A 24255-nucleotide genomic window follows, 5' to 3' on the forward strand; every position below is an offset into this window, starting at 1 on the left:
CGCTGGGCTGAATTGTTGGGGCGTCGGATGGGCCGCAGGCGCTTCGTCCTACTACCCACCGACACCGGTGCCGCCGGTCAAAGACGTGAACGGGGGGTAGATCAAGATGCCGGCCAGGGCCAGGGCCACGGCGGTGGCGGGCAAAACCACGATCTGGGCCCGCCGGCCCGCGGCCTCGCGCTCACGCGAGGTGCTGTCGTCCCACAGCGTCTCAGCGGCCACCAGCACGGCCTCCGACAGGCGGGTGCCGCGCTCGGCGGCCAATCCCAAAGCGGAGACCACCGGGGCCAGGCTGTGGATGCCGTATCGCTCCACGATGTCGACTAGGCCCTCCCAGGCCGGTCGGCGCTCCTGCTGGGCCGCCAGCAAGAAGCGGTGCAGCAGCCGCCAGCTTGGGCGCTTGCCCATCCGGGCGCCTACCAGCATGGCCGCCGCGGGTTCGACGCCGGCCGACACCTGCTGGGCCACCAGCACGATCCACGCCCGGATCACCTGGTCGAGCTCGTCGCGAGCCTTCTTGGCCGTGGAGCGGACACCGAGCATGGGGAGGAACCAGCCGAGCACCGTGGCGACCGCGATCACCAACACGGTGCCAACGGGGCCGCGCTCCAGCAGCAGAGCGGCAATGAGCCCGACCACGATGCCGCCCACCAGCCCGGCGAAGCGCTGCACGGAGTAGGCCTCGGGGGTGATGCCGGCCAACCGCAGGTTCTGCTCCTCGCCCTCTTTGATGGTGGGAAGCAGCTCGCGCAGAGACTCGCTGATACCGGTCTGCGACCCGGAGCGGTCGCGGGGGCGCACAAACGCGGCGACCATCAGGCCCAGACCGGCCACAAAGAGCATCCCGGCGACGACGGCTGATGTCATATCGGCTCTTTGGCCCGGTTGCGCCGCTTGGGCGGGATCAAGATGGAGTTCTCCTCGCGGACCACCGAGTGGTACACCAAAAAGAACGTCGACCCCACCAGGATTCCGGCGATGCCGACGAACACCAACTGGCCCGTCCCGCTGCTGTAGGGGTCGAAGTAGGCGGGGTTGTTGCGGTACATGAGCATCACCACGCCGCCGGCCAAGCCGAGCAGGGCGATCGTCTGGGTCCAGAGCTGGACGACCGCCTCGTTCTTGGCCCGGTGCAGATCCACCACGTCGTTGATCCGGCTGCACAGGTCGAACAGCGGGTCGGCGATGGCGCCGCCGGCGGTGACGGCCATGCGCAGCCCGGCGGCGATCTCCGGCTCCCAGACCTTGCCGGACGTGGCCAGCTCGTCCATGGCGGCCTCGAGGCCGTGAAGCTCGGCGGTGGCGGCCACCTGTTCGATGGTGTGGGATATCTCGCGGGGGGCGTGCTCGACGCTGCCCTTGAGCGAGTCGACCAGGCCCGAGCCGGCCCGGGCCAGCTCAGCCAGTTGTCGCGACCACAGGGCCCAGGCCAGGGCCTCCCGCATCTGGCGGCGGCGGCGGCGGGGCGCGGCCATGAAGGGAGGGAGCAGCAGCCCCAGTCCCCCCAACAGCAGGGACATCCCCATCAACTCGGTGGCCGTCCAGCCGAGCACCAAGCCGGCGATGGCGCCGATGATCTGGACGATCTGGACCGTGCTGAGACGGCGCTTGGTCTCGGCCCGCTCGGCCTCAGACCTCTGGGCTCTCATGCGCTTGGTCTCGGCCCGCTCGGCCTCAGACCTCTGGGCGATGCTGGCCCACCTCCGGCTCAGAGGGCCGGAGAAGATCAGCACCGCCAAGCCCACGGCAAAAAGCGCCCCGGTGGCCAGGGTCAAGACCATGGACCGGCCAGTTTCAGTTGGGCCAGTCTTGCATTGGCTCTGATGTCACAGCATCGAATGACCATGGGCTCTTACCCCCCCCCCCCCGCGTTCTCGGACCAGTCCGACATGTCGAGGCCGGCCTCCTCCACCCGTTCGATGACCTCGGGGTTGCGGGGGCGGCCCAGCAGCTCCAGCGGGCCGCCGCGCTGGCGGCGGCCGAAGATGTCGTGGGTCTCGAAGCGGTCGCCCTCCGAGCCGAGCACCTCGGTGATGGCGTTCACGCCCCGAAAACCGGTGCGGGGGTCGCCCCGCAGATGGACCACGAGATGGATCACCTCGGCGGCCTCCTGGACGAGGGCCGACTGCACCCCGGCGATCCCCGACGACAGGCAGTAGCGCACGAGGCGGCTGAGCGCCTGACGGGAGGAGGAGGCGTGGATGGTGGCCATCGACCCGTCGGAGCCGGTGCCGCAGGCCGACAGGAACGTGGCCGCCTCTGAGCCCCGCAGCTCGCCGACGATCACCCGGTCGGCGCCCGACCGCAGCGACCGCTTGGCCAGCTCCTCCATGGTGATCTCACCGGAGCCGTCGCTGTTGGCCTCCCGGGTCTCCACCGAGAAGGTGAGCGGGTGCGACTGCTCCAAGAACAGCTCGAAGGTCTGCTCGAGGGTGCAGACGATCTCTGAGGGGCCTACTTCGGCCAACAGGGCCCGCAGCAGCGTCGTTTTGCCCGAGCCGAGCGCCCCGCACACCAGCACGTTGGACGGGGCGGGGGGCTTGACCGCGGCCCGCAGGAAATCGGCGGCCTGCTCCGACAGCGACCCGCTCTCCACCAAGTCTTCCAGCCTGATGACCTGATGGCGGTGGCACCTGATGGTCAAAAAGGGCGTGCCGCACACGGCCATGGCCGCGAAAATGCGCTCGCCGGAGCGCAGGCGCAAGTCGAGCAGGGGGGCCGACTGGTCGAAGCGCCGCCCCGTCTGGCCATGGGTGACGGCCAAGTGGGAGATGTAGCGGATCATGTCGTCCTCGTTTTGGAACACCGGCTCCATCACATGCTCCTGGCGGCCGCCGACGAGGCCCAGCACCGCGTGGTTGGGGCCGAACACGTAGATGTTCTCCACGTCTTTGCGGCGCAGGAAGCGCTCCATCGGACCGGCCCCCAACAGCGCGGAGACTTGGTCCCACATCCACTCGACGTCTTCTTCGGAGAGGTGGCGCCCGGTGGTGCTCAGCTCTCTGGCCTCATAGCCGCTGATGAGCTCTTTGGCGACCTTCTGGCATACCTCCGACACATCCTGGTTCTCAGAGGCGGCGGCCAGCCGGGAGTCTTGCACCTGGGGACGGACGGCCTCCCAGATCTCCTCGCGCAGCGACATTTCTACTCCCTCCTGTTGCCGACTACCGGGATCATGAGGCGACCTGTCTTTGCTGGGCGCGATCGGCGGCTTCCGCCTCTTCCTCCGCGTAGGCGGGGCGGTTCATCGGCGCCGACGGGGCCTTCTCGCCGGCGGGGTCCGACCCGTGGCCCGGCAACTGGAGGAGGTACTCGGAAATCCTGTCGAACTCGCGCAGGAACGCCCGGTCTTTGCGGCTGCCCTGCAAGCGGAGCAGCTTCTCGTCGTCGATGGCCGGGAGCCGGCCGGCGACGAAGAGCCGGGTGATGCCCATGGCCTCGTTGTCGCCCAATTCCGACTCCTCGCCGTCGATGACGAGCTGCCCGGCCGTGGTGCTGGGGGCCTCGTGAACCAGGCCGGCGAGCTCGCAGAGCGATCGCAGAGCCTCGGCCTCCTTGCGGGTGCGCACCGGCGCCACGAATACGAGAACCGACATCGCCTTCAGCAGGAGATGCTGGGCCTCCGCCCCGGCCTCCAGCGACAAGGCCACGACGATGCGCCGCTCCCGGTTGATGTCTAGGAGGTCGCTGGCCCGCTCCCCCAGCCAGCGGGCGGCATATTGGGCGCCGTTGGGGTGGCGCGGCCCGAACAGCGCCCACCGCGACCCCTCTCCCCCGCCGTCGAGGTTGTAGCTGTGGTTGGCCGCCGACTTGAGGGTGAGCGGCTCGTGGGCGGCGATGAGCGACGGGAGGCCGCGGCTCTCGGGGGGGTACTCGGCCCGCACCGCGGCGCCGAAGCGCTCGGCCAGCGGCGGTTGGGTGGCATCGGCGTCGATGAACAGCACTCGCTCGCCGGCCTCGCTCCATCGCCGGGCCACTGAGAGCCCCACCGACCCTGCGCTCAGGCGGGCGCCGTTCACGGCCACAATGCCCAGCATCAGATCACCCTCCGCCGTCTCCGACCTCGTTGATGGCGAGCTCCCATTCGCTGTTCCACTCCTGGTTGAGGCGCTGGGTGAAGTCGTCGATATCGGTTCCGTCGGGAATGGGCAGAACCATGGGGGCAGCCCCGAGCTCTTCGGGCAGTCTCGTCCACTCGGCCCATTCCTCGGGGGCGGCGAATATCCGCATGGAGCCGCCGTCGAAGTTCTCCAACGTAATGGTTCGCAGCACCCGGCGGGGTCGTCCGACATCGGTGCGGGTGGGGGGCAGGCCGGGGTCGATCATCAGCACTTGGCTGCCGTCGGTCACCTCTGAGGGGACCAGGCTGGTGTCGAAGGCCACAACCACCTCTAGCTCGCCTGGCCCGGCCTGCGGGCCGACGGGCTCCAGTGGAACGGCCGCCGCATCTCGCTGCTCCTCCCACAACAACTGCCATATCTCGTTGTTGTTCTGGGCGAACTCCTCGGCGTCGCCTCCCAAGGGGATGGGCAGAATCATCGGGGTGGCGCCGAGGGCCGCGGGCAAACTCCGCCATATGATCCATTCCTCGGGGGACGCGAATATCCGCATGGAGCTGCCGTCGAAGTTCTCCAACACCATGATTTGCAGCACCTGGCGAGGCCGGCCGGGGTCTTCGGCGGTGGGCTCGGCGCCCGGGTCGATGAGCAGCACCTCGTCGCCCTCGTAAATCTCGGTGGTGGCCAGGGAGGTGTCGAATTGCACGGTCACCTCGCGCTGGTTGCCGGTGGGCTGGGTCTCGGGGAAGATCATCATGTCGGCCAAGACAACCGTTCCCGCCGGAATGGGCTGGGTGGCGATCAGGCCCTCGAACGCGAACGGCGCCTCCGGGGTGTAGGGGATGTGGGGAATCGACCCCATGACGGCCAGCTCCGACGTGAAATTGCCGGCGCTGACCGTTTGGCCCTTTTGAATGTCGACCGCGGCCACCAGCACTGGCGTGCGCTCGTCGAATGCCTCGGAGGTGTAGTAGAAGCCGCCGACGCTGGCCACCGCAACGAGCACGCCCAAAATGATGAGAAGGATCCGCCGGGTGGACGCCGGCATCTGCCGCCGCGCCTTTTTACCAGTGGCCGGGGCCAGCGGCTCCCCCGCCGTGACATCCAAAGAACCTGCGTCCGCCAAACCCCTACTGCTCCCTTTTTAGCTTCCTAGAACCGAACCAACCACCCAGGTGCTACGCACCTGGGGAGCCTTACGACGCTAGCGCACACTCATTTAGCCGGTCATATTCTCATGATAACGGCATCACATTCAGATCACATCGACAACCTACATGGGAATGTCAGTCATACCGAGTCATACCGAATAGTGTTCAAAGTCCTCAGCCTCGCCGATCCCCTCCCCTCCCCGGACCTCACGACGGCTCAAAGATCAACTCCGGCACCACGACCTCCCATGTGTCGCTGTTGAGCTGGTCTTGGTACTGCGGCTCTGAACGGTCGCGGCTCCAAGAGACAACGGCAAACACGGTGGCACCGGTACAGGTCATACCCTCTGGTGGTTGGAATGACTTGGCCAGCGTCCCCACCACCACCCCGGCATCGTCGAGCAGCTCCCACCTTTCCGACCTCAGCCTCACCTGTAGCGGATCGTTTGGCGACAGTGCAGCAAGGGCGCGATGCACCCGATGGCTGGGGGGCTTTCGGCCCGCAAAGCTCAGGTAGACGTTCTTCAGATTGAGTTGTAGATATTGCCGGGACAACTCTGGTGCTGGCGCAGGCAGCCCGACAGGTTCTCGTTCTCGCCAAACAACTGCTGCACTGTCCCGCAGCGCTTCCTGCATCGGATTCGGTTGGCGGAGGCACCCTAGGGCAAGGGTCTGGCGGGCCCGGGTCATGGCGACGTAATACAGGCGGCGCTCAGCATCAGGGTCTTGATCTTGTCCGCCGCGACCCCAACCACCGTCGAGCACGACAACGTGATCGAACTCCAGGCCCTTGGCCCGGTGGGCGGTCGCGAGCAGCAGCCCCCGCTGGCGCTTGCGTGCCTCTCGACCCCACTCGGCCAGCCATTCGATGAACGAGTTCACCGGGATCTCAGCCGGACCCGCTTCAACCTCGTGGTCTTCAAAGGCCTCCTGCAAGAGTTCGGTCCAGGGGGTGGGCTCTTGTTTGCTCATCCAGTTGCACAGGTCGGCGATTCCAACGAGGGCGGGATCGCGCTTTCGGAGCCAGTCCAACAGGGCCTGTGTCTCTCGGAGATGCCAGACGCTCGGTATTTCCTCGTTGGCCATGTCTACTGGGATGCCCTCGATTTCGCAGAGGCTCCGAAGCGGATGCAGGTAGATCCATTCCCGGGCAATGACGGCGCAGCGCGACCAGTCCCAACCCGCATCGAGGCTGGCCAGCCGTTGAAGCTCAAGCACGGCCGCCTGGGCTTGGGAGATGGCGTCGCGCCCGGCGGGGAGCACTTGCACCTTGCCGTGGGTTACCGGGTCGAGTGCCTCCCATCGACCGCCTGCTGGGTCCCTCAACCGCCGTCTGTCGATTCGGATGTCATGGTCTGCCTTCATCCGGTTCTGGGCTGGTTCGATGACTGCATTGGCAGCCTCGATGATGTGGCGGGTTGATCGATAGTTGTCGGTGAGGAAGGCGGGTCGGGCCTGGTAGTCCTCCTCGAACCTGCGAATGAACTCCACCGACGATCCCCTGAAGGCGTAGATGTTCTGGTCGTCGTCGCCTACCGCGAACATGGTGAGCTTGGCATCGGCGTCTGCTTGAGTCCGACCGGCCAGGGCCGAGATGAGGTCGTACTCGTCGCGGCCGACGTCTTGGTATTCGTCCACCAGAATCCAGCGGAACCCCGCCAGCAGCCGGGCCCGCATCTCTTCGGCCTCTTCCTCTGTTTCTAGGCCTTCGCCATGCAGCAGGGCGGTGGCCTGCCTGAGGATGTCTTGGAACTGCTCACTATCGGGGCGGTCGGGGCGGTCGGCCCGCTCGGCAAAGCTGGTGCCAACCAGCCTCATGGCCAGAGCGTGGCAGGTGAGCACCAGCACCCTTCGCGAGTCGTCTCCAACCAACTCAGCAAGTCGGCGACGTATCTCAACTGCGGCATGCCGGTTGTAGGCCAGGGCGAGGATGCCCCGAGGGTCCTCGCGCCTGACTCGAATCAGATAGGCGATTCGATGCACCAGCACCCGGGTCTTTCCTGAGCCGGGTCCGGCCAACACCAGCACATTGGTGGTTTCGCGATCATCGGCCACCAGACGGCGCTGGGAAGGGTTTTTCAGGCTCTCGACGATGTCGCGCCACGACTCGGGCGAGGTCTGGCGCGACAGCTCTCGTTCACGACCAGGGAGCCAGCGGTGAATGAACTCTTCGTCGCCGAGAGCGAAGTAATCGAGAGCTAGGCGCAAGGCGTCAGCCATGTCTTGGAGGCCCCGCTGCGCGAATTCGGCCATGACATGGATCTGGCGCACTGTTTGGTCGTAGTGAATCTGGAGAGACTGAAAGTCGGCGTTGGCGAAGCCACGTTGTTTGTGCCTGGCCTCCAGGTGAATGGTCATCGCCGGGCGGAACACGGTGAGACCCCGATTGAGCCGTACGACCTCCAATTCATGCAGCCACATGAGGGAGCGGTCCACCAGCTTGCGAACGTCGCTCACCTGCCCCCTCAGAGTGAGATCGCTGTCTACCGATTTAGCCAGCTTCCCCAGGGTGGTCTCGGCCAACAGGTCGGTGCCGCGACGCTTGCCCGGCGGCAACCTCGACAGGAGGTGATTGAGCAGACGCTTCGCACCGGAGCGTCGAAGCTGGGCAATGGCGGCAATGGAACTCCACTCTCGTTTCAACGTCACCCAAACGCTCTCGGCGTCGAGCTTGTTCACGGTGATGCTGCCGCCTGCACCCCTCTCGCCCCGTCCGTCGCCGGCGATTCCACGCAAGATGCGAGTCACGTACTCAGGACGGACGTTTTCGTGGCCGTCGTCCTTGATCCTCTGGGTGGCCACCCGCAGGTTCAGCGGCGCGCTGTCATCGACTCCCATATCGGGGGCCATCTCCTGCATGATGCTTATGAGCTTCTCCTCCACTGCGGCCGCCTCGGCGAATCGCTTCTCCGAGCTCCGCGGGCCACCGACGTGGACGAAAGCGGTCAACCCGGTTTCATTGCTGGCGATTCCAAAGTTCTCCAGGTCATGGAGCGCGCCTCGCAACCGTTTGGATTCGAAACCGATTGTGCTCATCAGTACATCGGTGGAAATGCCCTCGTCGGGGTCGGCGTCGATCAGCGCCTTCACGATGGCGAGGAGTTGGGCGCGGTAGCCATCGCTGATCGGCTTGCCCTCGAGCTTCTTCCGGGCCTCCTCGACCGTGCTCACCTGTAGCGAAGACGGGAAGACTCTGACTCGGTTTTCCTCCCGAGTGAGCAACTCTGACTCCTCCAACCAGGCGAGGGCGGTCCGTCCCCGGGTGTCGTCAGTAGCAGAATCCCGCCTGAAGTCCTTGTCTTCGTCTTCGACGAGAATCTCTCCCATGGTGGCGACCACCTCGTCGCTCTTGTTGCGACGACCCAGCCGGCGCAGGGCTCGAAGGACCCCGTGAATGTCGCGCCGGGTGAGCCGGGAGCGAGCAGACATGCCGAACTGCCGCTCCACATCGTCTTTGGTGTAGAGCAGCACACAATGGGCTTCTTGTTGGTCTCTCCCCGCACGCCCTGCCTCTTGCAAGTAGTTCTCCAACGACGACGGAATGTCGGCGTGGATCACCAACCGGACATCGGGCTTGTCGATACCCATTCCGAAGGCGTTGGTGGCGGCGATCACCCGCAGATCACCCCTGATGAACTCGTCTTGGACGGTCTTCTTCTCCTCGGGCTGCAACCCCGCGTGGAAGCGGTCGGCCGAGACCGCTTGCTCTCGCAGGAAATTCGCCAGTTCTTCGGTCCGCCGCCGCGTGGCGCAATACACGATCGCGCCGCCTTGGCGGTCTGGGGGCAAGTGCTTGGCCAAGATCATGTGAATGTCGTTGAACTTCTTGGAGCTGGTGGTCTCCACCACCACAAACTCAAGGTTTGTTCGGCGGCTGCCGCCGTCGAAGTCGTGCAACATGATGCCGAGCTTGTCCCTGAAGTATTCCAAGATCTCTTCTTTGACCCCCGGCTTGGCCGTGGCAGTCAGACACATAACCGGGGGAATCAACCCGCCTTCGGCCCGTTCATCGATGAAGCGCCCCACATAGCGATAGTCGGGACGGAAGTCATGGCCCCACTTCGAGAGGCAGTGAGCCTCGTCGAGAACCCAGGCGCCTATTTCGCGTTGTTCCAAAGCCCGTCGAAACGAGATACTGCGCAACTGCTCGGGGGAGATCAACACGATGGATGCGTCTCCCAGCCTCAGTTTTTCCAGTGCATCGGCTCGCTCTGGCATTGACAACAGGCCGTTTATCGTGATGCAGGAGTCGATGCCATGAGCTTCTAGTCCGGCAACCTGGTCGACCATCAGAGCCACCAACGGTGAGATGACCACGGTTACCGCCCCGGTCTTCTCGTATCGTGAAAGGGCCGGTATCTGGTAGCACAACGACTTGCCCGTACCCGTAGGCAGGATTGCCAGAACATGGCGACCCTCCATTGCTGTTTCAACGATGGACTGCTGTAGCGAATGTCCTCGCCGTTCCGGGTCTTCCGGTTCTGGTCTGAAGGCATCGAAGCCGAAGAAGCGCTTGAGCTCCTTGGTGGCATTGTGGCGCTCTCGGCACCAGGGGCATCCCCGGTCGGCGCATCTGCGATCACGGAGTCGTCGAACCAGTTGCCCGGCCTTGGGGAACTGGTGCCGAACCCAAGACGGCATGACCGAGTTGCCCCCTGCTACCGACAGCCACGCCAGGGCATAGGCGAGCGGCCAACCGTGCTCATCGGCTGACGCGATGGCTTCGTTGGCATACGTGCGGCAGGCGATGTGTTCGAGGCGGGCCTGGATCGCCTCCCTGCCTTCGGCATCAGACGGCCGGGGTGATCTACGTAAGCACTCGAAGAAAAAGTCGAAGCCGGTTTCTGGCTGCCCTCCGGTGAGCCAGTGCCAGGCAGCCAGTAGGTCGGATGGTGCCTCCAGCAGTTTTTTCTGCTGGTTAGAGAAGACCTGCAAAGCCAGTTCGGCGTCTTGTTTCGGGTCGTTCTTGCGCTCAGAGTTGAGCTGCCCGTCTTGATAGTGCTTGACCAGGTGGTGGTATGGGTTGCGAGGGAAGGCGAGTGGGTTGAGCCACAGCGTGTCTATTGCCGGCAGGCGCAGCAGGCGCAGATTGGGATTGGCGGCTTGCAGGTGGGGCTTGTCGTAGAGGATGAGGTTGTGGTTTAGCAAGAAATCTGCACCTCTGGCGAGATGGTCTAGCTCGGCCAGCGCCTGTTCAAACCGGCGACCTCCTGAGGGGAATACAACGGACTCCCCGGTATCAGGGCGCACTCCGGCAAAGGCGTGGATGTGCTCGGTTTCCTTCGATACCTCAAGGTCGATGGCAAGGCAGCGAGACAACCTCATGAGTAGGCGTTGGGCTTCGATCTTGCTGCTCAGGCCATCATCAATGTCGGATCGAAGGCGGTTTGCGGCATCGTCCACGGCCATGGATTGCCCACCATCAGCAACCGCGCTGCGGCTCGTCTCTACGTGATCGGAGGGCACTGCTTCCGGCACGGGGAGGATGCTAGACGTTGACAGTTATGTGTCGGCCTCTTGCTGCTAACACTCGACTGAAAATTATTGAGATTCATATATTTTGCTTAGAAATGGGATATTTCTCGCTGTTCACAAGATATGCCATGTAGATACTGTCACTGGTGTCGGTAGACTGGTGGACATGGAATCTGGGGTTGTGACCAGGGAAAACGCCGGGAGAGCCGGGTGCGCTAGCGTGCGTGTCGAGGCGGTGGACATCGCCGGGTTGGACGATGCTTCCCTGGACTTGCGGTTGCGTCAGATCGGTCGGGCTCGGAATCAGTTGGACGGGTTCTTGGCGGAGGCGGTGGCTGAGAAGAAGCGGCGCACCAGTCCGTTTGACACGGCCAACACGCTAAAATCTGAACTCCGCCAGTCGGGCCAGCAGGCCCAGCGCACCATGCGCGACGCCGAGCAGTTGGAATCGCTGGCGGCCACTCGGGGAGCGCTCTCTGACAGCCGAATCACCTCAGAACACGCCCGCATCCTGGGAACTGCGGCGCAAGCCGGGCCTCTGGACGAAGACAAGATGCTGGCCGCGGCCGAGCACCAGACCCCCGAGCAATTGCGGCGCACGGTGCGCGAGCACCAAGACGAACTGTCTGGCGATACAGACGGTGCCAAGCGGCTTGAGCGCCAGCGGAGAAAACGCACCGCCAGCTTCACTGAGCAAGACGACGGCATGTGGCGACTGTTCGCTCTGTTCGACCCGGTCGCTGCGCAAGGCATCCGGGCTGCGCTCAACCACAAGACCGACATGGCCTGGCACGCCACCACCGGCCGTGAGCGGCTCGAAGCCCGCCACCGCCGGGCCGACGCCATCGCTGGGCTGCTGACCCGAACCATAGACGGAGAGACCGAGCAGCCCCAGCCGACCAGCTTGTTGATCCTGGCCGACTACGACGCCATCGACCGCCAACTTGGCAACCCTCGCCTGGCCGACGGCAGCCCGTTGCCTCAAGATGAGTTCCGCAAGCTCGCCTGCGATGCCGAAATCCTCACCGGCATCTTCGACGCCGATCTGCAATGCCTCTCACTGGGCCGCCAACGCCACCCCAGTCCCCAACTCCGGGCCGCCATTACCGCTCGCGACCAAGGCTGCATCGGCTGTCGAGCTGAACCCGAGTGGTGCGTCTCCCACCATGTCATCCACTGGGAAGACGACGGCCCCACCCAATCCGACAACCTCGTGCAGCTCTGCCACGACTGTCACCACAAAGTCCACCACCGTAACTGGGACGTCGAACATCACCCCGACACCGGCCGCCCCTACCTACGGCCCCCCTGGCAACAACCCCCCGAACCACCGCCCAGACGCTGACAAGCCGTGCTCAGTCAATCGTAGCTACGCAGGTTTCATTGGGAGGCTGGCCACACACCCCGAGGCTGGCCACACACCCCGAGGCTGGCCACACACCCCGAGGCTGGCAACATCAACGCTCCGAAATCGACGCGCTTAGGAAGTCTCAGCCTCGCCGATTTCTTTGAGGGCGTCGCCGATGGCGGCCCGCAGGCGACGGGCTAGCGGTGGGGGCAGGTGGGCTACCAGGCCATAGCCGGCCTGGCCCACTTCCTCGATGGTGAGCACCACCCTAGGGGTGGCGTCTTCGTAGTCGTCGGCGATGGCCACCGCCCACGACACCGGCGAGAACTCGTCGTCGTCACTGGGGGGGAGATCAGCCGGATCGAAGGGATAGTCGTCAATAGACCTGCGCACCCCGGCGATGGTAGCGGGGTGCCGATACCGGAATGGCGGCGTTGGGCGATAGCACAGCGAGCCTTGGTGATCTTGGCGTGACCAACCGTGCTGCCATCACCAACGATGCCTTTTCAGATCCGCTGTTCGGATTCCTCGCCCAACGCTGCTATCTCGGACTCAAGCTCGGCCACCAACTGCGGGAGGTTGTCGTTGCTTATGGCTATCCCTATCTCGCACCTGCCCGCGACGGCATCGGCACTGCTGCCTGTGAGCACGCCGCTTACCTTCTGCCTGTTGTTCACCGCTATCAACAGGCACGCGCCGCCCTCGCCCGTGCTCTCGGTCATCGAGATCGTCTTGTTCCACGCGAACTCGCGTGTGTACTTCGGGCCGACGTAGACGGCGCGCATGTCAGTGACGACGAACGCTCCGCCTGTACACAGCAAGCGGGGCATCTCAGGCTCGCGGTACACGGTCCCTTTGTGCTGGCCCACTCGGAGGGACACGCCTTTGGCAACTCGGATGCTGGTGCCCGCCGACCCGCCGCGGTATTGCGTCTTCCCCGCTTTCACCTCGACTAGCCCAGTCCCTTCAATGATCCCGATGACCTGCTCGTTTTTCTTGAGCACGATGGGGCATCCGTCGGATTCGTCATACGCACCGCTGATGTCATTGGCGATGGCGAGCTCCGACTCCAGCCGCTCCCTCTCCCGCTCTCGGACCTTCTCTCGGGCGGCCCTGTCGCGGGCCTCGCGGGCTGCCTGAGCCTCGCGGGCTTTCCGCGCCCTCTTCTCCTTGCGGTCTCGCAACCAGCCCATCAGGAACCTCCGATACATCCGTGCTTCTGGCTTTGCGGGGATTATGGCAGCGCAAGGGCGCACTCGTAGAACTCGTTGCCGCCGTCGTCGGCAAACAGTCCACGGGCTCGCCGGTACTCACTTCCCTCAAACGGATGTCCATGACTGGCCCTTTCTGTCAATCGGCGGCAATCCGTTTGGCGATGATGCCAAACGTTGCGGCCACTTCCGTAAATGCCTGCTGTAGGGATTCGTAGTCAAAGCGCCCACGACTTTGTGCCCGAGCTTCAGACACGAAATCCATAGCTGCCACTTGGGCTGTCCCCCGCATCCCGGCTATCTGCGTTCTACTGATTGGGAGGAAGATATGCCCCTTGAACGATCCGTCATTCGGGTAAATGCGGCTCACAACCGACGGACCCCAAGGAGGCATTACGTCCCACGAGTCCTTACCAGAAGCCAGGAAGTCGTCGATCCCCGAAAGTGGCCAGTTAATTGCAACGGGCTCGGAAACGCTCATTGGTTCTGAGCCGCTGTCAGCGAATATGGCATCCAAGGCCGCTTGGGCTTTCGCTAGCTCGGTGATATCAAGACAGACCACCTGGTTACTGACTGAATACCCGGGGCGCACGAAGCTCTGATTGACACACCAAATCGGATCGAATGTCCTATACGCCGGAACAGCGGACCCTTGTTCATACCCACCGAGTTCCTGTCTCGCCCATTCGCGCAGGGGCACTGTTCGTACATCATCACCCAATGTCATACAGAGGAGCAGCGCTTGGCATACATCGTCATCCAGCAAGCTCTGCTCTACGCTGGCCAGTCTCGCTTCAATGTGTCGAGCGAGCTTCCTTTTGGGTTTGGTTCCCAACACCTCATCACCCCTTCCGTTTGGTGACCAGCCTGGCGTACTGCGGCTGCCCGCCGATGGCTCCGTCTTTGTCCTTCATCAGTCCGTTGGGCATGACGGGAACCGAGTCGTTCAAGCGGGTCGTGTTGGCATCAGCGAAATCGCGCTGTTCGGCGGAATGCTTCTCGGGGAACGTTACCGGCGAGCTGCGTGTAAAGCTCGTTCATTGGCTGAACCCACTTGTCGACCTCAGATTATTGAACGATAAAAACCCAACACTGGTAGGATGAAGGCATGTCACCAGTCGCTGGGGTCCTGTCCCCGCTGGCGGCTGACGAGACCTCCGCTGAAGAGTATCTCGTCGGATTCCGCTGGCCTGCTGGAGTCCTATGCCCTAAGTGCGGTGCAGCCGATCCCAGTGTCAGGTCCCAGGACTCGCCGTTGAAGTGGCGGTGCCGATCCTGTCGGAGGGACTTCACCGCGACGGCTGACACCGCCATGCACAGATCGAAAATAGGGCTCGACAAATGGCTGGCCGCGATCTGGTCCTGGGACATTCGCCCCCCAGTTTTAGCGCGCGAGCTCGGCATCTCCGCTCCGGCATCGCGCCGCATCGCAGCTGCCTTGGAGATGACAGAGCAGCCGCCAGGAGAGGGCCGCTTGGCGGTCCTGCTCACCCAGCACCACGACCTGACCGAGGCCATGCGTGCCCGCCTGCCCGCCACCCTCCAACCCGAGGACAACCCCATCGCCGATCTGACCAGCGGGCAGCGGACCGTTATGGCTGTGCTGCGGAACAGAGCCAGAGGAGCGGAGGCAGAGCAGATCGCCAGCGCTGCTGGGCTCACCGTCGAACACACAACAAGTTGCCTGGAAGCCCTATCAAGACGGGGGTACGCCTGCTGCGAACAAGCGAGCGTTGCCTGGGGATACGGCTCGCTGACGGTTCCCCTGTGGTCCCTCGATCTCAATGATGAGTGCATCCTCGCCCTGGCATTTTTGCCAAGAAGGCCTGAACCTGTAGACCGCTCTCTTCCCGAGCAAGTCCCGCCGGAGTTCTGGTGGCTGTTCTGGTCAGGCTCCCACGCAGGCGACCTCAGGCTCCCCGAGGACGCATTCCAAGTGGCATGCACGCTCTTGGACGGACCTGATCGCGTTGCCCGCGAGTGGGCACTTCGATGCCTGCCCGTGGAGTCGCTTCAGCGGTGTCGCGAGATGCGCGGATACGACATCGACCCGCTCGCCTCTGTAATCGACGCGGCGATCTTGGAGAGATCCATTGCCTGAGATTGACGGATGGGCCGACCACATCTCGGAACCGGCAAGAGACGTGTGGCCCATCCTGGGACGAGCAGTCAAGAAAATCGGCGGATTCCTGGTGGGGGGAACAGCGCTCGCCATTCATTTGAGGCATAGAACATCCTTCGACTTGGATTATCTGGCAGCCGAGCCGTTCTCGGGTGACCACCTCGCCAGATCGCTCACGAGGGAAACCGGCGATGTCGAAGTCATCGACTCTGGATCAGGGATCCTCCATGCCAGAGTCTTAGGCATAGCCGTCCAGGTGTTTTGCCCACCCCCGAGAGGAGCCAACCCCGGAGTGGAGAACACCTTGCAGAAACCCCTTGAAATCGATGGCATGAGGGTGGCTTCACTGCCGGACCTGCTGGCCACCAAACTGGACGTGATCATGTATCGGCCCAAACTGCGTGACTACATCGACCTCAAAGCCATAGACGAAACAGGACCGTATTCCCTTGAAGACGGCCTCCTCTTCCATATGCGCCGCTATGGGACCACGTCGGCGTCGAAGGACCTGGAGAGAATCATCAACCTCCTCGACAACCCAGGAGAGCTAGACCCTGATCGGGTGTTCGGCTACCAGTCCTCTGACACACTCGCCTATCTCAAGGCCAGAACGCCCGCTCTGCGAAGGCGCCTCTACCAGATGAGAGTTCAGTTCCCCAGCGCTTCTCGCCCTAAGCCGTTCGACCCGCCAATGAAGTTCGGCCCCACCGAGTAGTGCGACACATCGAGATCACATCGACATCGTTCATGCCGACATCCTTCATATTGAGTCACATTGAACAGTGCTCAAAAAGCCTCAGCCGCGCCGATGGCGGCCTGGAGGAGGCCGGGCACAAATCACCGGCGGTGTTGGCCTAGACCTGGCTGCAATGGCACCGGCCAACCCATATGTCGGTACCGTTTATGCGTGGCCAACGGTGCAGCCATCACCAACGACGCCTTTCTGCGGGCCTGCCGCGGGCTGCCTGTGGAGCGGGTGCCGGTGTGGTTCATGCGCCAGGCTGGGCGATCGCTGCCGGAGTATCGGGCCATGCGGGGGGAAGGCTCGATGCTGGACACCATCGCCCGCCCCGAGGTGGCCACTGAGATCACCCTTCAGCCGGTGCGCCGCTACGGGGTGGACGCGGCGATCTTGTACTCCGACATCGTGGTTCCCACCTACGCCATCGGGTTCGGGGTGGACATCGTGCCCGGGGTGGGGCCGGTGGTGGAGCGCCCGTTCCGCGAGGCCCGTGACCTCGATCGCCTGCGCCCGCTCGACCCCGAGGCCGACACTCCGTATGTGCTGGAAACCGTCCGCAACCTGGTGGCCGAGTTGGATGTGCCGTTGATCGCCTTTGCCGGGGCGCCGTTCACCATGGCTTCCTATTTGGTGGAGGGGGGGCCGTCGCGCACCCACGGCCTCACCAAGCGGTTGATGCACAGCGACCCCGGATTATGGGCCGACCTGTTGGATCGGTTGGCCGATCTGGCCATCGCCTCCATTGGCTCGCAGCTTGACGCGGGTGCCGCGGCGTTCCAATTATTCGATTCGTGGGCAGGAGCGCTGGCCCCTGACGAATACCGGAAGTTCGTCCTGCCCGCCAGCCAGCGGATCTTCTTCGAGCTGGGTGATCGCAACGATGGGGCGCCGGGCATCCACTTCGGAGTGGGCACCGGCGAGCTTCTGGAGTTGCTGGCCAAGGCGGGGGCCGATGTGGTGGGGGTGGACTGGCGGGTTCACCTGGACGACGCCCGAGAGCGGCTGGGACCCGACGTGGCCGTGCAAGGCAACCTGGATCCAGCCGCGGTACTGGCCCCGTGGCCGGTGGTGGCCGAGCGGGCCACCGACGTGCTGGATCGCAACGCCGGACAGCCGGGCCATGTGTTCAACCTGGGCCACGGCGTGCTGCCCGAGACCGATCCTGAGGTATTGGAGCAGATCGTCGAGCTGGTACACGGGTACAGGGCCACCCGGTGAAGGTCGCAATTGTTGGGGCGGGAATTACTGGTCTCGCCGCGGGCTATGAGGCGGCGAATGCCGGCACCGAGGTGGTGGTGTATGAGGCCGCCGAGCGGCCTGGAGGGCGCATTCTCACCTCTGAGCTGGCTGGGCAACCGGTGGATGAAGGAGCGGATGCGTTCTTGGCTCGGGTGCCGTGGGCGGTGGAGCTCTGCCAAGAACTGGGCTTGGCCGCCGATCTGGTGTCGCCAGCCCAACGGACGGCGTTCGTGTACTCCCGGGGAGCGCTGCGGGCGGTGCCCCAGCCCAACGTGTTGGGGGTTCCGCTGGACTTCGACGCCTTGGCCACCTCCGGGATCGTGTCCTCCGATGGCGTGAACCGGGCTCGCCAGGAGCCCGATCTGGCCGGGACGCCATTGGCCGAAGACGAGTCGGTCGGCGGGCTGGTCCGGCGCCGTCTTGGAGATGAAGTGGCCGACCGGCTGGTGGACCCGCTGATCGGGGGCATCAACGCTTCTTCCATCGACGACCTGAGTGTGCGGGCCGCGGTGCCCCAACTGGCCGAGGCCGCGGCTCGGGGCCCCAGCTTGGTTCAGGAGTTGAGCCGTTTGGCCGCGTCCTCCACTGCCGACCCCGACGCGCCGGTGTTTTACTCCCTGCCCGACGGCGTGGGGCGGTTGACCGATGAGTTGGCCGTCCGACTAGGCCACCGGCTGCGGCTGTCGTCCCCGGTTGTCGACCTGGGCGAGCTGGACGCTGACCAAGTGATTGTGACCCTCCCCGCGGCCGCGGCCAGTGCGCTGGTGGCCCCAATGTCTCCGACCGCAGCCACGTTGCTGGCCAGCATCGACTATGCCTCGGTGGTGCTGGTGTCGCTGGCGTTCAATGCCGCCGATGTCGATCACCCCATGGCGGGCTCGGGCTATCTGGTGCCCGCGATTGAGGGCCGGACCATCACCGCCTGCTCGTGGGCATCGAGCAAGTGGTCCCATGTCGGGACGGCTGACACGGTTGTACTGCGGGTGTCGGCTGGCCGGTATGGCGACGACCGGGCATTGGCCCTCGGCGACGACGCCTTGCTGGAGGCAGTTAGCGACGACTTGTCCCTGACCATGGGGCTGGATGCCGAGCCCCACACGGTACGCATCAGCCGTTGGGAGCGGTCGCTGCCCCAGTTCCGACCCGGCCATCTCGACTTGGTGGCCGACATCGAGCGAACGCTGGCCCGAGACGCCCCCTGGTTGCGGGTGACCGGGGCTTGGGCTCGAGGGTTGGGAATTCCGGCCTGCATCAATCAAGGGCGCCAAGCGGCAAGGGCCTGCGTGTCCGACGGGGCGGTCGCCCGATGAGCAGCCGATGAGTCCAAGGCTGGCGGTGTGGGCCCGAACCAGCGGGTGGACGGCGGCAGGCTCTTTAGCCGCCGGCGGGCTGGTTGCCCTGTCGATGCCGCCATGGGGCTGGTGGCCGCTGGCCCTAGTCGGGCTGCTGGCTTTCGAACGCCTATTGGCCGACCAGCCGATATGGGCCCGGGCGTGGCGGGGATTCGGGTTCGGAGCGGGCTGGCTGTTCCCGGCCACGTTCTGGATGGTGGACTTCACCCTGCCTGGCTATTTGGCGGTGTGCGTGGTGTTCTCCGTGCTGTACGGCCTGACGGGGGCGGCCTGTCCGCCGGGGCCGAGCCGGTGGGTGGCGCTGCCTGGCCTGCTGGTGCTGGCCGGGGCGATTCGGTGGCGGTGGCCGTTTGGCGGGGTGCCGCTGGCCACCCTGCCCATGAGCCAGGTGGATACCCCGTGGGCCACCACCGTGCGGGTGCTCGGGCCGTTGCTGCTGGTGGGGGTGTGTACGGCCATCGCCATGGTGTTGGCCGCTACACTCGATCGCCGCTGGCAGGCCGCGTTGGCCCTAGCGGTATTGGTACTGGGGTTCTGGGGCTGGGCCGCGCTGGCCCCCCGAGGATCAGCCAACGGCACCATCGACGTGGCCGTCGTGCAAGGTGGCGGGCCTCAGCGAACCCGGGCGGCCAACACCGAGCCAGGCGTGGTGTTCGAACGGCACTTGGAAGCCAGCCAACTGGTGCAGCCCCCGGTGGATCTGGTGGTGTGGCCCGAGGACGTGGTGGACGTGCATGGCTTGTTCGTCAACAGCGAGGAGCGCCTCCGTCTGGCCGAGCTGGCCCAAGAGCTCAACGCCACGGTGATAGCCGGCGTGGTTGAGGACGTGTCAGCCACCGAGGCGGCCAACTTCGCCGCGGTGTTCGCTCCCGACGGAACACTTGTAGACCGCTACGACAAGGTGAGGCTGGTGCCGTTCGGGGAATACGTGCCGCTGCGGTCGCTGATCGAGCCGCTGGCCCCCGACTACCTGCCGGCCCGAGACATGCGCCGGGGTGAGACCCCCGCGGTGGTGGACACCCCGGTGGGCCGCCTCGGGGCGTCCATAAGCTGGGAGATCTTCTTCGAAGACCGGGCCCGAGATGCCATCGGCAACGGCGGCGAGGTGCTGTTGAACCCCACCAACGGTGCCAGCTACTGGCTCACCATCGTTCAGACCCAGCAAATCGCCAGCTCCCGGCTGCGGGCCATGGAAACCGGCCGCTGGGTGGTCCAGTCGGCCCCTACCGGGTTCAGCGCCTTCGTCGACCCCGACGGCAACGTCTACCAGCGCACCGCCGTCTCCGAGCGCAAGATCATCCAAGCCGAAATCGAGCTCCGCACCGGCCAAACCCTCGCCACCCGCGCTGGCCCCTGGCCCATGATCGCCCTCGCGGTGGCCGCCCTGCTGGCCGCCTGGACAGCCCACCAGCGCAGCACCACCCCACCCCGCCGCAACACCCGTTGATCAGACCTCCACCATCAGGGTGACGGGGCCGTCGTTGGTGAGTTCGACGGCCATCATGGCCCCGAAGGAGCCGGTGGCTACGGTGGCGCCGAGGTTGCGGAGCTCGGCGACCAGTTCGTCGATCAGCCCGGCGGCTTGGTCGGGGGCGGCAGCACCCAAGAACGAGGGGCGGCGGCCTCGGCTGATGTCGCCGTAGAGGGTGAACTGGCTCACAACCAGCATCTCGCCGCTGGTGTCGGCCACCGAGAGGTTCATGTGATCGTTCTCGTCGGTGAAGATGCGCAGGTTCCACAGCTTGCCAGCCATCTTCTTGACCGTGTCGGCGTCGTCATCATGGGTCACGCCCACTAGACAGCACAGCCCGGGGCCGATCTCCCCGATCACCTCGCCGTCCACCCGAACCCGGGCTTCAGCGGCCCGCTGCACTAGCGCTCGCACGGGGCAAAGATAGCGGTCTGTCAAGGCGGCTGAGCATTTGCCAAACCCGCCGAATTCCGAGAGCCTTGTGGGGTTATGGCCCCGGCCGATCAACCCCTGAGAATCGCCCTTTTGTCGTACCGGGGCAAGCCCCACTGCGGCGGACAGGGGGTGTACGTCCACCATTTGAGTAGGGCGCTCACCAACCTCGGCCACCATGTAGAAGTGCTGAGCGGACAGCCCTACCCGGTTCTCGACGACCGGGTGCCGCTGCACCAGCTCCCCAGCCTCGACATCTTCAACGACGCCTATCCCGGACGGATGCCCGGATTCTGGGAGATCAAGTCGTGGGCCGACGCCGCCGAAGTAGGCTCGTTCATGACCGGCGCCTTCTCGGAGCCGCTGGCCTTCTCCATCCGGGCGTGGCAGATGTTGCGCTCCCGGGTGGGGGATTTCGACCTGGTTCACGACAACCAGTCGCTGGGTTACGGGCTATTGGCCATCGAGCGAGACGGGCTGCCGGTATTGGGCACCATCCACCACCCCATTACTGTCGACCGCCAGCTGGAGCTCGAACATGCCCGGAGCCCGATCGAGCGGCTGGGCAAGCGGCGGTGGTATTCCTTCACCCGGATGCAGGCCAGGGTGGCCCGACGCCTCCAGCGCATCATTACCGTGTCGGAGTCGTCGCGCGACGACATCGCCCGAGACCAAAAGGTGCCCCGCCGACTCATGCACGTTGTTCCGGTGGGGGTGGACCCCGAGCAGTTCCGACCCTTGCCCGATGTTGAACGCAAGCCGGAGCAGATCATCACCACCGCCAGCGCCGATGTGCCCATGAAGGGGCTGCGCTACCTGCTTGAGGCGGTGGCCAAGCTCCGCACCGAGCGAGACGTGCGTCTGATCGTCATCGGCAAGCCCCGCGAAGGGGGAACGTCGGCGGAGGCCATTGCCAGCTTGGGTCTGAGCCAGGTGGTCGAGTTCATCTCCGGGGTGACCGACGAGCGCATTGTGGAGCTGTACGCCACCAGCTCGGTGGCGGTGGTGCCATCGCTTTATGAGGGGTTCTCGCTGCCCGCCATCGAGGCCATGTGCAGCGGCACGCCGCTGGTGGCCACCACCGGTGGCGCCCTGCCCGAGGTGGCCGGCCCCGACGGCCAGACCTGCGTATCGGTCCCCCCGGGCGACAGCGAGGCGTTGGCGGCCGCGCTGAGCCGAATGCTGGACGATCCGGCCATGGCCGCCCGCATTGGCACCGCCGGGCGGGAGCGAGTGATTAGCCGGTGGAGCTGGCACCACACCGCGGAGCAGACAGCAGAGCACTATCGGGCCCTGCTGGACGAGTGGCAGCCTGACCGATAGGCACGATCACCTACGGCGGCTCCTGAATCAGCCATGTTGACTGTTGACTACGACCGCCTGGGCCTGCAACCGGGAGAACGGCTGCTGGATTTGGGATGCGGGTTCGGGCGCCATGCTTACGAGGCCGCCCGGCGGGGGGCCCATGTGGTGGCCTGCGATCTGGCTTCGGCCGAGTTGGCTGAGGTTCGGGCCACGTTCGCGGCCATGTCCGACGCTGGCGAGCAGTACCACGGAACATGCCAAGCCACCCAGGGCGACGCCACCTGTCTGCCGTTCCCCGACCAGTCGTTCGACCGGGTCATCGCCTCGGAGGTACTCGAACACGTGGACTCCGACGAGCAGGCGCTGGCCGAGCTGACCCGGATCCTGCGCCCCGGCGGGGTGCTGGCGGTGACCGTACCCACGTGGTTCCCCGAAAAGGTGTGCTGGGCACTGTCGGATGAGTACCACGCCCCCAAGGCAGTGGGCGGCCACGTGCGAATCTACCGGCGGAGTGAGCTGCGCCACCGGCTTCGACGAGCCGGCCTCGCCCCCTACTCCGGTCACCACGCCCACGCGTTGCACAGCCCTTATTGGTGGCTGCGGTGCGCGGTCGGCCCCAACCGGGACGACCACCGACTGGTGGCGGCTTATCGCCGGCTCTTGGAATGGGATATTGTTCGCCAACCAAGAATCACCCAAATAGCCGAACGAGTCCTGAGTCCAGTGCTGGGCAAGAGCCTGGTTCTTTATAGCCGGAAGCCAGGATCACACAGTCCAAGGGAGACCGAGCTTGTCGCCGTCTGAACCCCACAACCACAGGGAGACCGAGCTTGCCGGGCCTTGCGTGGCCGGCGTTCTGTCGGCATCCGATCTTGAACAGACGGCCGACAGCATCGCCGATTGGCAGTTGCCCAACGGGATGGTCCCCTGGTTCCCCGGCGGCCACGCCGACCCGTGGAACCACGTGGAAGCGGCCATGGCTCTCACCGTGATGGGCCGCCGGGCCGAAGCCGAGCAGGCCTACCAGTGGCTGGCGGACCACCAACGGCCCGATGGCGCCTGGCACCAGTACTACGTGGCCGACGGCGTGGAGCAAGACAAACTGGACGCCAACTGCGTGGCCTACGTGGCTGCCGGGGTGTGGCACCACTACCTGTGTACCGGCGACCAGGGCTTTTTGGAGTCGATGTGGCCGGTGGTGGAGCGAGCGGTGGACTTCGTGCTCGATTTGCAGCTCCCCCGAGGGGAGATCCGCTGGGCCCGCCACAACGACGGCACGCCGTGGTCGTTCGCCCTGCTGACCGGTTCATCCAGCATCTGCCACAGCCTGCGAGCGGCCATCGCTGCTGGCGAAGAACTGGGCCACGAGCGGCCTGACTGGGAGCTGAGCGCTGCCCGGCTGGCCGATGTCATCCGCACCCAACCCGACGCATTCGCCCCTAAGCACCGTTGGGCCATGGACTGGTACTACCCCGTTCTAGCCGGCGTGGTCACCGGACAAGAGGGCCGCACCATGCTGGCCTCTCGCTTCGACACATTCGTGATGGACGGCCTCGGGGTGCGCTGCGTGTCGGACCGGCCCTGGGTCACCGCCGCGGAGACCTGCGAAAGCGTCATCGCCCATCTGGGTGTGGGCCGACGAGACATCGCCGCCGAAATGTTCGAGTGGGTGCAAAACCTGCGGGCCGACGACGGCTCCTACTTCACCGGCATGGTCCACCCCGAACGGGTCCACTTCCCCGCCAACGAGCGCACCAGCTACACCGCCGCCGCCGTCATCCTGGCCGCCGACGCCCTATCCGGCGCCTCCCCCGCCTCCACCCTCTTCTCCAACCACCGCACCCTCCCCGAACTAATCACCATCGGCTGAGGTCGCCCTGTGCGGGGTGTAGATACCATCGGCCCATGAGCGGGCTGCCGGAGGGGTCTTGGGCTTCTTCAGAGGCGACCCGCAAGTCGATGCAGGGGAACCGCAGCCGCGACACCAAGCCGGAACTGGCGGTTCGCTCCGCGGTGCATCGGCGGGGGTTGCGCTTCCGGGTGGCGGCCCGGCCGCTACCGGAGTTGCGGCGAACGGCCGATTTGGTGTTTCGCAAGGCCAAGATCGCGGTGTTCGTGGACGGCTGCTACTGGCACGGCTGCCCGGAACATCACACCCAACCGTCCACCAACCCCGAATACTGGTCCAACAAAATCACCGGCAACATCGCCCGCGACCAAGACACCGACACCCATCTCCGGGAGGCCGGCTGGACCGTGCTGCGCTTCTGGGAGCACGAAAACCCCGAAACCGTCGCCGACGCCGTGGAGCGATCGGTACGCGCTGCCTTAGAGCAAGAGAATCGCTGA

General features: G+C 65.0%; 20 protein-coding genes and 1 pseudogene. 11 read left to right on the top strand and 10 right to left on the bottom strand.

Annotated elements, in window-relative coordinates:
* Positions 1 to 51 precede the first annotated feature (51 nt).
* The 6 genes from ACOGJC_RS06460 to ACOGJC_RS06485 form a co-directional block, all read right to left on the bottom strand.
* Positions 52 to 867: a type II secretion system F family protein gene (locus ACOGJC_RS06460; protein WP_419847691.1), complete on the bottom strand. Its 816-nt coding sequence runs from the start codon at positions 865 to 867 to the stop codon at positions 52 to 54.
* Entirely contained in the window at positions 864 to 1781 is a 918-nt protein-coding gene (locus tag ACOGJC_RS06465; RefSeq protein ID WP_419847692.1) for a type II secretion system F family protein, read from the bottom strand. Before ACOGJC_RS06465 ends, ACOGJC_RS06460 begins: the two co-directional genes overlap by 4 nt.
* 71 nt (positions 1782 to 1852) lie before the next feature.
* On the bottom strand, positions 1853 to 3142 hold the full coding sequence (locus ACOGJC_RS06470; RefSeq protein WP_419847693.1) for a CpaF family protein: 1290 nt from the start codon (positions 3140 to 3142) through the stop codon (positions 1853 to 1855).
* Positions 3143 to 3173: 31 nt separating this feature from the next.
* Positions 3174 to 4037 (bottom strand): hypothetical protein, encoded by an 864-nt coding sequence (locus ACOGJC_RS06475; protein WP_419847694.1) that lies wholly within the window; start codon positions 4035 to 4037, stop codon positions 3174 to 3176.
* Between the two features lie 4 nt (positions 4038 to 4041).
* Positions 4042 to 5106, bottom strand: coding sequence for an SAF domain-containing protein (locus ACOGJC_RS06480; RefSeq protein ID WP_419847695.1), 1065 nt, complete (start codon positions 5104 to 5106; stop codon positions 4042 to 4044).
* Positions 5107 to 5416: 310 nt separating this feature from the next.
* A complete protein-coding gene (locus ACOGJC_RS06485; RefSeq protein WP_419848206.1) occupies positions 5417 to 10534 on the bottom strand; it encodes a RecQ family ATP-dependent DNA helicase in 5118 nt (1705 codons plus the stop codon).
* A 316-nt stretch (positions 10535 to 10850) separates the two neighbouring features.
* Here ACOGJC_RS06485 and ACOGJC_RS06490 point away from each other — a divergent pair, with 316 nt between their 5' ends.
* Positions 10851 to 12029: an HNH endonuclease gene (locus ACOGJC_RS06490; protein WP_419847696.1), complete on the top strand. Its 1179-nt coding sequence runs from the start codon at positions 10851 to 10853 to the stop codon at positions 12027 to 12029.
* Positions 12030 to 12164: 135 nt separating this feature from the next.
* Here ACOGJC_RS06490 and ACOGJC_RS06495 read toward each other — a convergent pair whose 3' ends face one another.
* The 3 genes from ACOGJC_RS06495 to ACOGJC_RS06505 all read right to left on the bottom strand — a co-directional run bounded on the left by ACOGJC_RS06495 (position 12165) and on the right by ACOGJC_RS06505 (position 14081).
* Positions 12165 to 12425, bottom strand: a complete 261-nt coding sequence (locus ACOGJC_RS06495) for a hypothetical protein (protein WP_419847697.1) — start codon at positions 12423 to 12425, stop codon at positions 12165 to 12167.
* Positions 12426 to 12538: 113 nt separating this feature from the next.
* The gene (locus ACOGJC_RS06500) at positions 12539 to 13225 is read right to left on the bottom strand and encodes a hypothetical protein (protein ID WP_419847698.1); all 687 of its coding nucleotides are present in this window, start codon (positions 13223 to 13225) and stop codon (positions 12539 to 12541) included.
* A gap of 157 nt (positions 13226 to 13382) precedes the next feature.
* Positions 13383 to 14081: a hypothetical protein gene (locus ACOGJC_RS06505; RefSeq protein ID WP_419847699.1), complete on the bottom strand. Its 699-nt coding sequence runs from the start codon at positions 14079 to 14081 to the stop codon at positions 13383 to 13385.
* Between the two features lie 270 nt (positions 14082 to 14351).
* Here ACOGJC_RS06505 and ACOGJC_RS06510 point away from each other — a divergent pair.
* The 6 genes and pseudogenes from ACOGJC_RS06510 to lnt form a co-directional block, all read left to right on the top strand.
* Positions 14352 to 14516 (top strand): annotated as a pseudogene (locus ACOGJC_RS06510) (transposase); the annotation flags it as partial.
* Between the two features lie 171 nt (positions 14517 to 14687).
* Entirely contained in the window at positions 14688 to 15344 is a 657-nt protein-coding gene (locus tag ACOGJC_RS06515) for a hypothetical protein (RefSeq protein WP_419848284.1), read from the top strand.
* Positions 15345 to 15387: 43 nt separating this feature from the next.
* Complete coding sequence (locus ACOGJC_RS06520) at positions 15388 to 16080, top strand: nucleotidyl transferase AbiEii/AbiGii toxin family protein (protein WP_419847700.1); 693 nt, start codon at positions 15388 to 15390, stop codon at positions 16078 to 16080.
* A gap of 192 nt (positions 16081 to 16272) precedes the next feature.
* Complete coding sequence (gene hemE, locus ACOGJC_RS06525) at positions 16273 to 17325, top strand: uroporphyrinogen decarboxylase (RefSeq protein WP_419847701.1); 1053 nt, start codon at positions 16273 to 16275, stop codon at positions 17323 to 17325.
* Positions 17322 to 18656, top strand: coding sequence for a protoporphyrinogen oxidase (gene hemG / locus ACOGJC_RS06530; protein WP_419847702.1), 1335 nt, complete (start codon positions 17322 to 17324; stop codon positions 18654 to 18656). Before hemE ends, hemG begins: the two co-directional genes overlap by 4 nt.
* A gap of 7 nt (positions 18657 to 18663) precedes the next feature.
* Entirely contained in the window at positions 18664 to 20145 is a 1482-nt protein-coding gene (gene lnt / locus ACOGJC_RS06535; protein WP_419847703.1) for an apolipoprotein N-acyltransferase, read from the top strand.
* Here the strand turns inward: lnt and dtd are convergent, their stop codons facing one another.
* Complete coding sequence (gene dtd / locus ACOGJC_RS06540) at positions 20146 to 20583, bottom strand: D-aminoacyl-tRNA deacylase (protein WP_419847704.1); 438 nt, start codon at positions 20581 to 20583, stop codon at positions 20146 to 20148.
* Positions 20584 to 20658: 75 nt separating this feature from the next.
* Here dtd and ACOGJC_RS06545 point away from each other — a divergent pair, with 75 nt between their 5' ends.
* From ACOGJC_RS06545 to ACOGJC_RS06560, 4 genes are read left to right on the top strand one after another with little or no spacing between them, the layout of a single operon-like run.
* Positions 20659 to 21924: a glycosyltransferase family 4 protein gene (locus ACOGJC_RS06545; protein WP_419847705.1), complete on the top strand. Its 1266-nt coding sequence runs from the start codon at positions 20659 to 20661 to the stop codon at positions 21922 to 21924.
* A 33-nt stretch (positions 21925 to 21957) separates the two neighbouring features.
* A complete protein-coding gene (locus ACOGJC_RS06550) occupies positions 21958 to 22710 on the top strand; it encodes a class I SAM-dependent methyltransferase (RefSeq protein WP_419847706.1) in 753 nt (250 codons plus the stop codon).
* Positions 22697 to 23776 (top strand): prenyltransferase, encoded by a 1080-nt coding sequence (locus ACOGJC_RS06555; protein WP_419847707.1) that lies wholly within the window; start codon positions 22697 to 22699, stop codon positions 23774 to 23776. Before ACOGJC_RS06550 ends, ACOGJC_RS06555 begins: the two co-directional genes overlap by 14 nt.
* 35 nt (positions 23777 to 23811) lie before the next feature.
* Positions 23812 to 24255 carry a very short patch repair endonuclease gene (locus ACOGJC_RS06560; protein WP_419847708.1) on the top strand — a complete coding sequence of 148 codons (444 nt, stop codon included), beginning with the start codon at positions 23812 to 23814 and terminating at the stop codon, positions 24253 to 24255.

The organism is Candidatus Poriferisocius sp. (assembly GCF_965204015.1).
GTDB lineage: Bacteria > Actinomycetota > Acidimicrobiia > Acidimicrobiales > Bin134 > Poriferisocius.

Excerpts from the sequence above, each read along its gene's own strand:
- ACOGJC_RS06500 (WP_419847698.1), bottom strand. The coding sequence starts at position 13,225 with ATGGGCTGGTTGCGAGACCGCAAGGAGAAGAGGGCGCGGAAAGCCCGC.
- lnt (WP_419847703.1), top strand. The coding sequence starts at position 18,664 with ATGAGTCCAAGGCTGGCGGTGTGGGCCCGAACCAGCGGGTGGACGGCG.
- ACOGJC_RS06490 (WP_419847696.1), top strand. The coding sequence starts at position 10,851 with ATGGAATCTGGGGTTGTGACCAGGGAAAACGCCGGGAGAGCCGGGTGC.
- ACOGJC_RS06460 (WP_419847691.1), bottom strand. The coding sequence starts at position 867 with ATGACATCAGCCGTCGTCGCCGGGATGCTCTTTGTGGCCGGTCTGGGC.
- ACOGJC_RS06475 (WP_419847694.1), bottom strand. The coding sequence starts at position 4,037 with ATGCTGGGCATTGTGGCCGTGAACGGCGCCCGCCTGAGCGCAGGGTCG.
- ACOGJC_RS06465 (WP_419847692.1), bottom strand. The coding sequence starts at position 1,781 with ATGGTCTTGACCCTGGCCACCGGGGCGCTTTTTGCCGTGGGCTTGGCG.
- ACOGJC_RS06515 (WP_419848284.1), top strand. The coding sequence starts at position 14,688 with ATGACAGAGCAGCCGCCAGGAGAGGGCCGCTTGGCGGTCCTGCTCACC.
- ACOGJC_RS06550 (WP_419847706.1), top strand. The coding sequence starts at position 21,958 with ATGTTGACTGTTGACTACGACCGCCTGGGCCTGCAACCGGGAGAACGG.
- ACOGJC_RS06545 (WP_419847705.1), top strand. The coding sequence starts at position 20,659 with ATGGCCCCGGCCGATCAACCCCTGAGAATCGCCCTTTTGTCGTACCGG.
- ACOGJC_RS06480 (WP_419847695.1), bottom strand. The coding sequence starts at position 5,106 with ATGCCGGCGTCCACCCGGCGGATCCTTCTCATCATTTTGGGCGTGCTC.
- ACOGJC_RS06470 (WP_419847693.1), bottom strand. The coding sequence starts at position 3,142 with ATGTCGCTGCGCGAGGAGATCTGGGAGGCCGTCCGTCCCCAGGTGCAA.
- ACOGJC_RS06485 (WP_419848206.1), bottom strand. The coding sequence starts at position 10,534 with ATGAGGTTGTCTCGCTGCCTTGCCATCGACCTTGAGGTATCGAAGGAA.
- ACOGJC_RS06560 (WP_419847708.1), top strand. The coding sequence starts at position 23,812 with ATGAGCGGGCTGCCGGAGGGGTCTTGGGCTTCTTCAGAGGCGACCCGC.